The sequence below is a fragment of the Kitasatospora humi genome, assembly GCF_020907985.1.
Classification (GTDB): Bacteria; Actinomycetota; Actinomycetes; order Streptomycetales; family Streptomycetaceae; genus Kitasatospora; species Kitasatospora humi.
The window spans coordinates 298,915-311,670 of the sequence record NZ_JAJJPA010000003.1; the positions used below are offsets into that span (position 1 = coordinate 298,915).

Below are 12,756 nucleotides of genomic sequence, written 5' to 3' on the forward strand. Positions count from 1 at the left end.
GCCGGGGCAGCGGCCCGCCCCTCGCAGTCGACGGCCGGAGCCGAAGGGCTTCGCTGCGGTGCACGAGTGCGAGGGGGTGGGCCCGGCCGGCGCCGCGCCGGGGCCGGTGCGGCAGGTCAGTGCGCCGTGAGGGTCGCGTCAGTGCGCCGTGAGGGTCGCGAGCAGGGCGGCGGCCTCGGTGGCGAGGTCGGGGTCGAGGCCGAGCTCGGGGTCCTGTCCGGCCTCGACACAGGCCCGGAGGTCCGCCCGGGCGTCGTCGCCGCGCCCGAGGGCGATCAGTACCTGCGCGCGGCGCAGCCGGGCATCGACGTCGCCGGTCCCCTCCACCACCTCGTCCAGCAGGTCGAGTGCCTCCGGCAGCTGCCCCGAATCGTGCCGGGCCACCGCGAGGTTGAAGGCGATGCCGGGGTCGGTCGAGTGCGTGCGAGCCCTCTCCAGGTCGGCCAGGGCCTGGGCCAGTTCGCCCCGCTGGTGGGCCAGCCCGCCGCGCAGCGCCCACGCCTCGGCGTTCGCCGGGTCGCCCTCCAGGGCAGCCGACAGCGCCAGTTCGGCCGCCTCGAAGTCCTCCTCCGCGGCGTGGAACTGCCCCTTGAGACAAAGAAGTTGGGTATTCTTCGGCTCGATCCGAAGGCCGGCCTCGACATCCCGCCACGCGCCGGCCTGGTCGCCCAACTCGCAGAGCAGCGAAGCTCGGTTGACATAGGCGTCGGTGAACTTCGGTTCCAGCTCCAGCACGTAGCCGAAGTCCGCCACCGCGCCGGCCAGGTCGCCCAGGGCGGCCCGGACGTCGGCGCGGTTGTAGTACGCCTCCGGGAACGGCGGGGACAGCTTGATGGCCTGCTCGAAGTCGGCGAGCGCCAAGTCGAGTTGGTCCGCCTTGCGGCGGATCATGCCGCGGTCGAACCAGTACTCCGCGTAGTTGGGATCGAGTTCGATCACGGCCGCGTAGTCGGCCAGCGCCTCCTCGTAGCGGCCGACCGAGTTGTAGACCTGGGCGCGGTTGTAGCGCAGCACCGAGCGGTGCAGGCCCTGCTCGTCCGGGTCGAGGGTCTCGTCGAGGAGCGCCATCGACTCGTCCAGCAACTTGAGCGCCTCCAACGGGCGCTTGTCGTGCACCTCGATCAGGGCGAGCCCGTTGCGGTTGAAGGCGGTCTGCATGGCGCGCTCCTTGGGCGCGCCGTGCAGCCGGGCGAAGGCGATGGCCTGGTTGATCCAGCCGCGGGCCAGCACGTGGTCGCGGTGGTCCTCGTCCAGGTGGCGGGTGTAGAGCATGGCGGTGGCGTACGCGGCCTGCATGTGGATGCTGGGGCTGTCGCTGGCGGCGCGGGCCTCGGCGTAGATCGGGAGCGCCTGCTCGGGCACCCCGAGCGCGGCGTAGGAGGTGGTCATCTTGGTGCTGAAGACCCACCAGGCGTCCGGGTCGTCGGCGAAGCCGGTCAGCGCGCGACCGCGGATGCCGTAGTCCACCACCGCGTGGTAGAAGCCCATGTCCATGCAGTAGTTCAGGGCGTGCGCCAGGGCCTTGCGGCCGGCGCCGGCCGGGTCGCTGCCGTGCTCCGCGTGCCAGGCGACCGCGCCCAGCGCGAGTGAGGGCTCGCCGCGCAGTTCCAGCACCTGGCGCCGGGTGTCGTGCAGCAGGGCGCGTTCCTCCGGGGGGAGCGACCGGTAGGCGGCCAGCACGCGCGGGTCGTCCGAGGTGCCGTCCTCCTCGACGAACCGACGCGCCGGTTCGGGGGACAGCGGCGCCGGCTCGGCGTCGTGGTCCAGGCGGCGGCAGTAGGCCTCGAGCGCCTCGGACAGCGGGGCGGCGACGGGCGTGTCCGGCTCGGTCACCTCTTCGGCGCCGGTGGTCACCACGAGGGTGAGCAGCGCCGGGTCCATCCGGCGCAGCAGTACGGCGATCAGCTCGCGGTCGGTCGGGTCGCCGTGGTGCAGGTCCTGGACCACCAGGGTGCGGGGGCCGTCGCCGAGCGCCTTGAGGTAGTCGGTGAGGAACTCCGTCAGGCCGTGGGCGATCCGCAGGGTGCGCAGCCGCGAGTAGAAGCGGGTGCGCTCGGCGGGTACGGCCAGCGAGGTGAGGGTCTCCCGGCCGGCGGGCACGATCGCGCGCAGCTCGGGCGAGATGGAGAGGATCTCCACGTCGTGCCGGGCCACCGAGTCGGGGCAGCGCACCAGCGCGTCCGGCACGATCTCCCGCAGCAGGTTCCCGGCGGCGGTGTACGGGCCGCGCAGGCGGCGGTGGGCGCTGACCTCGGCGAGCACCGCCGGCACCGCCAGGGCGGAGGCGGCCGTGCGGCGCCCGGCCGGATCGGCGCTCCGGAGCCAGAGGTGCTGCGGGGTGCTGGCGGTGCTGGTGCCGGTCACGGTGCTGCCTTTCATCCGACGCTGACGGGCTTGGGGCCGGCTGCGCGGGCACGCCGGCGGTCTCGGTGGGCCAGCCAGCCGACGGCGATCAGCTGGGCGGCGTTGAGGGCGACGAGGACGGTGGAGTCGATCAGTCCGGCGGTCGAGCCGTGGCCGTCGTAGCGCTTGAGGACGCCGAGCACGAAGGTCAGGCCGATCGGCAGGACGACCACGACGAAGGTGACGGCGGTGAGGGCGTAGCCGCCCGCCATGAGCCAGGCGTACCAGCGGGCCACCTTGCGGTCGGTCGGGTGCCAGAGCTCCGGGTCCTCCAGGGGCCGGCCGGTCCAGCGGCGCACGGCGTTGCGCAGCGTGCCGCGGGCGGCCGTGTGCAGGTCCACGCAGCCGAGCAGGGTGGTGGCCAGCACGTAGAGGTCGGTGCGCAGGTGCAGGAAGAACTGCCAGGCCAGCCGCAGCAGCGTTGAGTAGGCCAGTGCCAGGCAGAGCCGGCTGATCAGCGGAAAGGCACCGCTCGGCGTCCGGGTGGCGTCGGCGCCCAGCGTGAGCAGGGCGATCACCAGGACGTCGGCCAACATGCCCGCCAGGATGGGCAGGTAGCGCTTGCGTCGGGGGACGGCGACCAGGCCGTCCATCGAGGTCTCCAGGACGATGTACATCATCCGGTGGCCGATCCCCAGCCGCGAACGCAGGCCCAGCCGCCGGCCGGCCAGCGTGTGGAAGCCTTCGTGGATCAGCAGGAGCGGGAACTGGCCGAGGAACAAGGTGAGTTCGATGACCGTGAAGTAACTGGTGAAGAACAGGTGGTGGTTGCTGGGGGCGAGTTCCGGCACGCGGATCATCTCGACCACGCAGGCCGCGACGATGGCCGCGTAGCAGAGCCACGCGGGGAGACTGAACATGGCCCGGCCCAGCCGCTGCCAGCGCACCGGCGTCGGGGCGGCAGGCGGTGGCGCGGCCTCACCCGGCGCGGCGAGGAAGCCCAACTCCTCCAGCGTCGCCAGGAAGTCGGTGATGTCGACGCTCTCACCGAACTCCTCGGAGTACCGGTCGGCAGCCTGGCGGGGCGTCAGCCCGTCGGCGAGGAAGCGCACCAGCGCCGCACCGTCGGCGGGGAGCACGACGTACTCGTCGATGTCGGCCCGACCGACCACCACGTCGTCCCCGTCGGGGAGGAACACCAGCGGGTGGAGCGCCCGGGGATGGTCCAGGTCGGTCTCGGGCAGGCTGCTGCCGGCTGTGGATTGCACGTACGCTCCTCTGGGGGTGGAGCCGTCGGGTTTCGTTCCGGGGATGGTGGACGGGCTGCCTTGCCCGGGTAGCCCATCCACCGACCGGCGGACCGGCTGCCTCAGTCCGGGAAGTGGCAGGTGGCGCCGCAGAACGCCTGCGCGGCGCTGGTCGGGTGGACCGAGCCGGGCTCGCGCAGGACGGTCTTCGTCAGGCTGGTCACCTACTCTCCCGGCCTGGGACTCGGGGCACCGTGACGGTGCCGGTCAGACACCGGGGAGGATGCCGCCGGCGCCACCGCCGGTGGTGCACAGCGGAGTTGCGCGGCACTGGCTGCTCCTCGCCGAGGCTGACGGGTCGGATGCGCGCAGGCGTCCGGTCAGGCGGCGACGCAGGTACAGCCGTAGAGCGCCTGGGCGGCGCTGGTCAGGCGGACCGAGCCGGGCTTGCGCACGATGATCTTCTTCATGGTGTTCATCTCCCCATGGGGTGTGGTCGGTTGGACGTGCGAGGGGTGCAGGTCAGGCGGCGGCGACGCAGGTGGGGCCGTAGAGCGGCTGCGCGGCGCTGGTCAGGCGGACGGCGCCGGGCTTGCGCACGATGATCTTCTTCATGGTGTTCATCTCCCTGTCGGGTGTGGTGGGTCGGACGCGCGGAGGCGTCCGGTCAGGCGGCGACGCAGGTGCAGCCGTAGAGCGCCTGGGCGGCACTGGTCAGGCGGACCGAGCCGGGCTTGCGCACGACGATCTTCTTCATGGTGTTCACCTCCTCACCAGGTCTCGGGCCGGAGCGGCCCCGGGCAGGGCTGCTCGCGCTTGGGAGGGGTCGAGCCGGCGGAAGGCCCCGAGGTGGAGCGGGCGCGCGGCGCTGGTCAGGCGGACCGGACCGGGCCTGCGCACGACGACCTTCATGCCGAACAACTCCCGGTGCGGATCGCACCGTTGGACTCGAACTGCAGCTGACGACGGCTCAGCTGCCCAGTCAGCATGCTGATGCCTCGCGACCGTGTCAACGGATGTGGCATGAGGGATTCCGCCCGGGGAACGGCGGCGACCGGCGCCTTCCCCGCGGCCGCTCCGGGCCCACGAGTCGCCCTCGAGGCTGATGTCGAAAGTGTGACCGTTGCTGCTGGCTAAGGTCACGGACAAGTGAAGGGGCTGTGGCGGCGGGGTCACGGGCGAACGGAACGCCCTGCTGCGGGCCACCTGAGCCGGCATCGGTCGGTGGTCGCGAATACGTCCGACGCGCCATCCCGCGACCCGCCAAACTCGCGGCTCCTGCTGATCTTTGCGGTAGCGGGGTGGTCGCTGTCGTACCTCAACTGTCGTAGTCGCTGATGATCATTGATCGTGCTGCCACCATGCGTGGACCGGCTGCCAGGGGGGTAGCGTGCGGCGAGGCGCGCGGGTGCGCGGGGCACGGCTGCGGACGGCTTGAGGAGCTCGGCGGCGTGCCGGCGCTTGCCGCTGGGATGCGGTCCCGGGCGCGACCTCCCCGCGGGCCCGCGAACGTCAGATGCGTTCCACCGAGCCGGTGAGCCGGAGTTTGCGCTGGGCCCGCTGGTAGAACGTGGTGCGACCGAGTCGCACGACGCGTGCGGCGGCCGGCAGCATGGTCACCGCGACGACGGCGCCCGGTGAGAGGTGGCCGACCAGGAGGCCGTCCGCCTCGACGGCGAGGTCGCCGCTGTGCGGCAGGACTTCCAGATCGAGCCGCTCGCCGCTGGACAGGAACACCGAGCGGTTGAACGCGGCGTGGGGGGCCACGGGGGTGATCAGCAGCCCCTCTGCGTTGGGGGAGACGATCGGGCCGCCGGCGGAGAAGCTGTACGCGGTGGAGCCGGTGGGCGTGGCGACGACGACCGCGTCGGCGGTGTAGGCCACGAAGGGCTCGCCCTGGACGCGTACGGCGACCGCCGCGGACTTGTGTCCCGGGCTGCGCAGGAGCACGACGTCATTGAGTGCCGCCTCCTGGGCGGCCCCGAAGCGGGCATGGACGCCGGAACGGGCTTCCACGGTGAAACGGTGGGCGTCGATGGCATCCAGGGCGGCGGGGAGTTCCGGTACGTCGACCTCGGCGAGGAAGCCCAGGCGTCCGACGTTGACGCCGAGCACCGGCGCGTGGCCCCCGGTCGCGAGCCGCATGGCGCGCAGCATGGTGCCGTCCCCACCGAGGCTGATCATCAGGTCGGCACTCGCGGCCATCTCCTCGGCCCCGACCGGAATGGCCTCGCAGCCGATCCGGGCCACCTCCGCCGCGAGCCCCAGGACCTTGGTCCCCCGGGCCCGGCTCCAACGGGCCACGGCGTCCACAGTGGGCGCGCAGGTGCGTTCGGGGTGGAGCACCACCCCCACCGTGCCGATGTATCCCATCCGGGCCACCTCGATGTCGGCCGGGCCGCTGTTGCTCCCTCCAGTCACGCACAGCCGGTCGCCACCTTCAAGGGCACCACCGGGCCCCCGGGGTCGGGCCGCACCGCCCGCGTCGGCGCGGCTCGAACCTCAGCTCGGCGGGGCCGGTAGCAGCGGGTCGGTGATGCCACCCGGGCAGGCCAGGCGGCCGACGTCCCAGCCGGCACGGACGGCTCCGGCCTGGTAGGCGCTCTCGTAGAAGGCGAGTACGGCCGCTCTCGGATCGGCCTCGCCGCGGGCCGCGTCGTAGGGCAGCACCGCCAGGTGGCTGCCGTTGAGCACGGTCCACTGCGCGGACCCGGGCGTGAGCGGGGCTTCGGCCAGGCGCGCGGGCTCGGGGGCCGTGTAGGAGTAGAAGGCCGGTGTGCCCAGGTCGCCGTCCCCGAACCAGAACCCGAAGCTGATCAACTCCCGGGAGTACGCCTCGCGGGTCACCGCGTCCACCTGCGGCGGTTGGTCCAGGTGGCGGTCGGCGAACCGGGTGTGGGCGATGTCGAACGAGTGCCAGAAGTGGTGGACGGGGCTGACCTTGCCCGAGAAGCGCGCCGCGAACTCCTCCAACACGAGTCCGACCTGGCTGAGCACCTGCCAGTAGCGGTTCGCCCAGGCGGGGTCGTAGGCGGCGTGCTCGAAGTCCTGGGCGAACGGCCGGTCGGTGTCGGGCAGGCGGTAGGGCCGGGGAACCCGGATCTCCATCCGGATGCCCAACGTGGCAAGTGCCTCCAGGGTCTGCCCGTAGAACGAGGCCACGGACTGGCCCAGGAGCGGGAACGACTCCGTCCTGCCGTCCGCCGTCGCGACGACCAGTCGGTGCTCGACGAAGTCGAAGTCGATGGTGAAGACCGGGTTGCCGTCGACCTGTCCCATGGGCCGGGTGGTGAGCCCGCGCCCGGTGAGGTGGAAGGGGACGTTCCACCAGTGGTTGCGCCGCACGCTCGCCGCGAGGCGGACCTTGCCCACGACCTGCGTGAAGCGGTGCAGCGTCTCCTTCGTGTCCCGCCACTCGGCGAGCGGCATCGGTGGGAACAGCTCCATCGCGTACCCCTCCTGTCCGTCGGCCGCGTCTCCATGATGACCGCGGTGGTCCGGACGCGCAGATGCGGGTCGGCTCCGCGGCGGGCCCGGGACGGCAGCGCGAGCGCCGGCTGATCGCCGACCGGGTGGCCGGGCGGCCGGTGGCGCGGGGCCGGACGCCTGAGCTGTTCGGTAGGCATCGCTACCCCCATCCGGGTGGCGGGTCCGGCGAACAGGAATCGGCGGTGCGCCACGGACCAATGGTCGATGGGGCCGGTCGATGAGACGGCAGGCGAGCCCGCGACGCACGGGAGTAGGCCACGGTGATCAACAGGCGAGACGCTTTGCGCACGGGCGTGGCCGGTGCCATCGGCGCCCGGGCGGTGGCCCCGCAGGCGCCGGCGAGCGCGGCCGCGGTGCCCGACGCGGCCGAGCAGGTCAGCCCTCGGGACTGGGAACGCCTGGCCGGCGCACTCTCCCCGCGTTCCACCCTCTACCGGCCGTGCGGCTCCGGCTACCCCTCGTTGGCCCTCCCGTTCAACCACCGGTACGACGCGGTCCAGCCGGCCGGGATCGTCGCCTGCGGCACCACCGGGGACGTCGGCGAGGCGATCCGCTGGGCCCGCACGGTGGGGCTGCCGGCCGTGCCCCGCTCCGGGCTGGGACACAACTACGCCGGGTACTCCACCACCACCGGCCTGCTGCTGAACATGGCCCGGCTGAGGAGCATCGCCACCGCCCCGCGGCCGGGCAGCTCCCGCTCCCGCGGGTACGGGCCCATGAAGGTGGTGCACGACGCCGGCACCGTCACCGTCGGGGCCGGAGTCACCAACGGCGATCTGCACCCGCTGCTGGAGGACCAGGGCATCTTCGTGCCGACCGGCCGCTGCCCCACCGTCGGGGTCGCCGGACTGGTACTGGGCGGCGGCATCGGCTTCAGCGACAAGATGTTCGGCCTGACCTGCGACCGGCTCACCGCCACGACCGTCGTGCTCGCTGACGGACGAGTGGTCGAGGCCGCCGAGGACTCGCACCCCGACCTGTTCTGGGCCTGCCGCGGCGGCGCCGGCAACAACTTCGGTGTCAACACCTCGTTTACGTTCCGGTACGAGCAGTTCGAGGGCACCGTGGGCGTCTACCGGCTCCGCTGGAGCCTGGACTCCGCCCAGCCGGTGATCACCACCGCGCAGCAGATCGCCCGGAGCACCGTGAACGACAAGCGGTTCCATCTGCGCCTCGGCATCGGGACCCACGGACGGACCAGGCCGCAGATCCAGCAGAACGCCGACGTCAACGCCATCGGCCAGTACTACGGCACCGTCGAGGAACTGCGTGCCATCCTCGCCCCGCTGCTCGACATCGGCACCGCCGAGGAGCGCACCGGCAACCGCGCGTCGATCCGAACCGTCACTCCGGGCGAGGCCGGCGCGCTGCTGAGCGCCACCACGCCGGCGCAGCGGTTCGCCGCCAAGTCAGCGGTCCTGGACTCCCGCACGCTCCTGACGGATCGCCAGATCGGCGCGGCGGCCGAGCGCCTGCTGGACTGGCCGGGCAGCGGCAACGAGGACGGAGCCGGCTTCGCGATGTTCGCCCTCGGCGGCGAGATCAACCGGGTACCGCCGGACGCGACCGCGTTCGTGCACCGCGACGACCTGTTCGTGTTCGCCGCCGAGACCTCCTGGGCGGACTACGACCCCCCTGGCCTCGCCGACGCCAACGTGCACTGGCTCGAGGAGTTCTACGGCGGCATCTTCCCCGGCGGGCCACCGCGGCACTCGTACCAGAACTTCCCCGACCCGACGCTGGAGGACTGGCGACGGGCCTACTACGGCGCGAACTACGACCGCTTGGTCCGGGTGAAGCGGGCGTACGACCCGACGGGCTTCTTCGACTATCCGCAGGCGATCGGCACCTGACAACCCGTGCGCGAACGGGACCCCCCGAGGTGGTCGGCAATGCGTCGTTCCGAGGACGACCGGCGGGGGACCCTGTCCGGGACCGTCCGGCCGTCCGGGGGGTTACCGGGCGCGCGGTCCGTCCCACTGACCACGTCGCGGTGACGCCCCACGAGCACTCCGTGGCGGGAGTGGACCTTTCGGTCCGCTCCCGCCACGGAGCGGGGTGAGCCGGGGGCCGGCCCGGCCGACTGGCGTCAGTCGACGCGGCGCAGGCGGATCAGGGAGCTGGCGTAGTCGCCGGCGGGCAGCCGGGGGTCGATGCCCTGCCGGGCCAGCAGGGCGCCGCTGTAGGTCGCTCCCTCGTCGAGGTCCAGGTAGTGGGCGGCCGGGTCCAGGGCCGGCAGGGGGAGCGCGGGTGCGCGGTGGCCGAAGCGGGTGGCCGGGCGGCAGACGAGCACCGCGTGCTCGGTGCCGTCCTCGGCCGCGTAGTGGACGGCCGTCACGCCGCCGGGCGCGCTGAGGCGGTGCTGGCGGCCGCGCTGCACCAACGGGCGGATCTCCTTGTAGCGGGCGACCAGTGCGGCGGCCTCGTCGAGTTCCTCCGCCGTCCACCGGGTCAGGTCGCCGCCGAGGCCGAGCGCGCCGGCCATGGCGACGTGGAAGCGGAAGCGCAGCGGTGTGCTGCGGCCGGTGGCTGCGTTGGGGCTGTCGGTGACCCAGGCGGCCATGGTCTGCGCGGGGTAGAGCTGGCTGAAGCCGTGCTGGATGCCGAGGCGGTCGACGGGGTCGGTGTTGTCCGAGGTCCACGCCTGGTCGGTGCGGGCGAGCACGGCCAGGTCGACCCGGCCGCCGCCGCCCGCGCAGGCCTCGATCCGCAGGCCCGGGTGGTCGGCCCGCAGCCGGTCCATGATCCGGTGGACGGCACGGACGTGGTCGATCCAGAGCCGGTCGGGATCCGGATGGCCGGGCCACCCGGCCTCGGTGACGACCCGGTTCGCGTCCCACTTCAGCCAGTCGACGTCGTGCTCGCGCACCACCTGGTCCAGGGTGCGGTGGGCCCAGGCCTCCACCTCGGGGCGGCCGAAGTTCAGCATCAGCTGGTTGCGCAGCTCGGTCGCGTCGCGGGTCGGGGTGTGGACCACCCAGTCGGGGTGGGCGCGGTGGAGGTCGCTGTCCGCGTTGACCATCTCCGGCTCCACCCAGAGGCCGAAGGACATGCCGAGGCGGTGCACCTCGTCGGCCAGCGGCCGCAGCCCGTCGGGGAACGCCGCCGGTCGGGGCGTCCAGTCACCGAGGCCGGCCCGGTCGCTGGTGCGCGCGCCGAACCAGCCGTCGTCGAGGACGAAGAGTTCGGCGCCGAGTCGGGCGGCGAGCCGGGCCAGACCCAGCTGACCGTCGTGGTCGACGGCGAAGCCGGTGGCCTCCCAGGAGTTGTAGACGACCGGGCGGTCCCGTTCCGGCTCCGGCAGGACGTGCCGGCGGACGTGGTCGTGCCAGGCGCGGCTGGCGGCGCCGAAGCCGTGCGCGGTGTAGAGGCCCGCGAAGGCGGGGGTCTGCAGGCTCTCGCCGGGTTGGAGGGTCCAGCTCAGGCCCTCGTGGCCGAAGCCGCCGGTCCAGGTGGTCCGCCCGGTCGGATCCCGGTGCACGGTGATCCGCCAACTGCCGCTCCACGCGAGGGCGGTGCTCCAGACCTCGCCGTGCTCCTCGGTCGCGGTGCCGTCGTCGAGGGCGAGCCAGGGGTTGGCGTGGTGGCTGGTCAGGCCGCGCCGGCTGGTGAGGACGGTCTCCGCGACCGGGAGCCTGTCGCGGTGCAGCCGGAACTCGCTGTTCCAGCCGCCCACCAGGTGGCTGAGCCGGTAGTCGGGCAGGGCCGGTGCCGTCCAGGAGGCCGAGTCCAGCCGGTCGACGACGATCGGCCCGGACACGTCGGAGTCGTTGGCGCCGTCGGGGCCGGTGTGGCTGAGCTCCACCCAGCGCTCGATGACGTCGCTGCCGGGGCGGACCCGGTAGCAGAGGTCGGCGGCCAACGGGTAGCGGCGGTCGGCGAGGTGCAGTCGCAGCTCGTTCCCTTCGACGGTGTGCCCGGTGAGGGTCCACTGGGCGCCGCGGGTGCCGTCCGCGAACCGCACCTGGAGGCCGGCCGGCCCGAACCGTGCCCCGGTCTGCGGGGCGAGCTCGTCGGCGGCGGCCTCGGACTCGAAGCTGCTCGCGGCGGGGGAGACGGCGGCCGGCAGGGCGGCGAGGTCGTCGGGATCGAGGACCGCTCCCCAGTACAGGTGCCGGGGGCTGCCGTCTGCGTCGACGCGCAGCGCGTAGACGCTGCCCGGCGTCCGCAGGACGGCGAGGCCGCGGGCGGGGTCGAAGGAGACGGGCGGAGGCGTGGCAGGCACAGGTTGTCCCAACAGGCTTGACGGGGTGGTGAAGATCGGTCGTGGAACGGGTGGCGACCTTGACGGAGGGCTCCGGCGGTGACACGAAGGTCGCCAGAGCGTAGGTCCGGCCCGAGCGGAAAATCAATACTGGACAAAGTTATTTATTTACGAGTACGTTGCCGCCGTGTTTCCGAACCATGCGCATCCACTGGTCACCGCGCCGGCCGAGACGACCATCCTCGCTCTGCTGCTGGCCGAGGGCCCGCTCAGCAGGGTCGAACTGGCCCGCCGGACGGGGCTGTCCTCAACCGCGGTGACGAAGGCGGCGCGACCGCTCATCGAAGACGGCTACCTGCACGAGCTCCCACCGGAGCGCACCGCCCCGGGAGCCGGCCGCCCGGTCAACCCGCTGGCGGTCACCCCGGACCGGGAGTTCTTCGTCGGTGTGAAGATCAGCGCCGACGCCCTGTACGGTACGGTCTGCGACCTGCGGGCCCGGATGCGCACCACCGCCCACCGCCGACTCGACCAGCGCGACCCCGCCTCGGTGTGCGCGCTGATCGCCGAGATGGTGGACGAACTGCTCAATGCCAAACCGGAGTTCAGGCAACGGAGCAGACACCTGGGGATCGCCGTCTCCGGTGACGTGGACCGCCGCCGCGGCCGGGTGCGCTACTCCGTGCTCCCCGGCTGGCAGGACGTGCCGCTCGGCGAGACGGTCGCCGAGGCGACCGGCCTGGCGGTGAGCATCGAGAACGACGTCAAGGCCCTGACCGTCACCGAGCACTGGTTCGGTGAGGGCATCGGAACCGAGTACTTCGCGCTGGTCACCATCGGCGCGGGCATCGGCTCCGGACTCGTCGTCAACGGCGAGTTGGTGGCCGGGGCTTACGGGGTCGCCGGTGAGCTGGGCCACATCTGCGTCGATCCCGCCGGCCCGCGCTGCCACTGCGGCGCGGTCGGTTGCGTCGAGGCCATCGCGTCCACCGACGCGGTCCGCGACGGCGTCCGCAGCGCCGTCGGCGATCCGGACCTGGACTTCGACGGCGCCGTGCGACTCGCCCGCGACGGGAACCCCGTCGCGCAGCGGGCCTTCGTCCGGGCCGGCCGGGCGATCGGGACCGGCATCGCCACCCTGGTGAACCTGCTCGGCCCCGAACGCGTCGTGGTCACCGGAGAGGGGCTCGACACCTACGACCTCTTCGGCACCCACATCAAGGAGGCGTACACCGCGCACGGCTTCAAGGCCGCGGCCAAGTGCCCATTGACCCTGCGTCCACTGCCGTGGGAGGAATGGGCCCGCGGCGGAGCCGTCACCGCCATCCAGGCGCTCTTTCCCTGAGCAGCCGTCAAACCCCCGCTGCCCGAAGAACCGCCGGGCTTCTGAACCACCGACCTCGCCTCCGGCGGGGGCCGGTGTCCGTCACCGCCTGCCAGCTGTGAACGTCGGACACCGGTCACGCCGGACGA

7 protein-coding genes are annotated in these 12,756 nt (G+C 72.8%); 2 read left to right on the forward strand and 5 right to left on the reverse strand.

Annotated features, from left to right (window positions below; all coding sequences use genetic code 11):
- Positions 1-138: 138 nt before the first annotated feature.
- The 4 genes from LN042_RS37625 to LN042_RS05485 all read right to left on the reverse strand — a co-directional run bounded on the left by LN042_RS37625 (position 139) and on the right by LN042_RS05485 (position 7,037).
- Positions 139-2,364 carry a tetratricopeptide repeat protein gene (locus LN042_RS37625; RefSeq protein ID WP_230048923.1) on the reverse strand — a complete coding sequence of 742 codons (2,226 nt, stop codon included), beginning with the start codon at positions 2,362-2,364 and terminating at the stop codon, positions 139-141.
- 11 nt (positions 2,365-2,375) lie between these two features.
- A complete protein-coding gene (locus tag LN042_RS05475) occupies positions 2,376-3,611 on the reverse strand; it encodes a hypothetical protein (protein WP_230048925.1) in 1,236 nt (411 codons plus the stop codon).
- Positions 3,612-5,102: 1,491 nt separating this feature from the next.
- Positions 5,103-6,011 carry an NAD(+)/NADH kinase gene (locus LN042_RS05480; RefSeq protein WP_230048926.1) on the reverse strand — a complete coding sequence of 303 codons (909 nt, stop codon included), beginning with the start codon at positions 6,009-6,011 and terminating at the stop codon, positions 5,103-5,105.
- 81 nt (positions 6,012-6,092) lie between these two features.
- A complete protein-coding gene (locus LN042_RS05485) occupies positions 6,093-7,037 on the reverse strand; it encodes a DUF5996 family protein (protein ID WP_230048928.1) in 945 nt (314 codons plus the stop codon).
- 302 nt (positions 7,038-7,339) lie between these two features.
- On the opposite strand from LN042_RS05485, the gene LN042_RS05490 reads away from it, so the two are divergent.
- Positions 7,340-8,932 carry an FAD-binding oxidoreductase gene (locus tag LN042_RS05490; protein ID WP_230048930.1) on the forward strand — a complete coding sequence of 531 codons (1,593 nt, stop codon included), beginning with the start codon at positions 7,340-7,342 and terminating at the stop codon, positions 8,930-8,932.
- A 236-nt stretch (positions 8,933-9,168) separates the two neighbouring features.
- Here the strand turns inward: LN042_RS05490 and LN042_RS05495 are convergent, their stop codons facing one another.
- Positions 9,169-11,304: an alpha-galactosidase gene (locus LN042_RS05495; RefSeq protein ID WP_230048932.1), complete on the reverse strand. Its 2,136-nt coding sequence runs from the start codon at positions 11,302-11,304 to the stop codon at positions 9,169-9,171.
- A 166-nt stretch (positions 11,305-11,470) separates the two neighbouring features.
- Between LN042_RS05495 and LN042_RS05500 the strand changes: the two genes are divergently transcribed.
- Positions 11,471-12,628 carry an ROK family transcriptional regulator gene (locus LN042_RS05500; protein ID WP_230048934.1) on the forward strand — a complete coding sequence of 386 codons (1,158 nt, stop codon included), beginning with the start codon at positions 11,471-11,473 and terminating at the stop codon, positions 12,626-12,628.
- The last annotated feature ends 128 nt before the right edge of the window (positions 12,629-12,756 follow it).

What these genes read in the sequence shown, in the direction of transcription:
- LN042_RS05485 (WP_230048928.1), bottom strand. Translation starts at nt 7,037, where the DNA reads ATGGAGCTGTTCCCACCGATGCCGCTCGCCGAGTGGCGGGACACGAAG.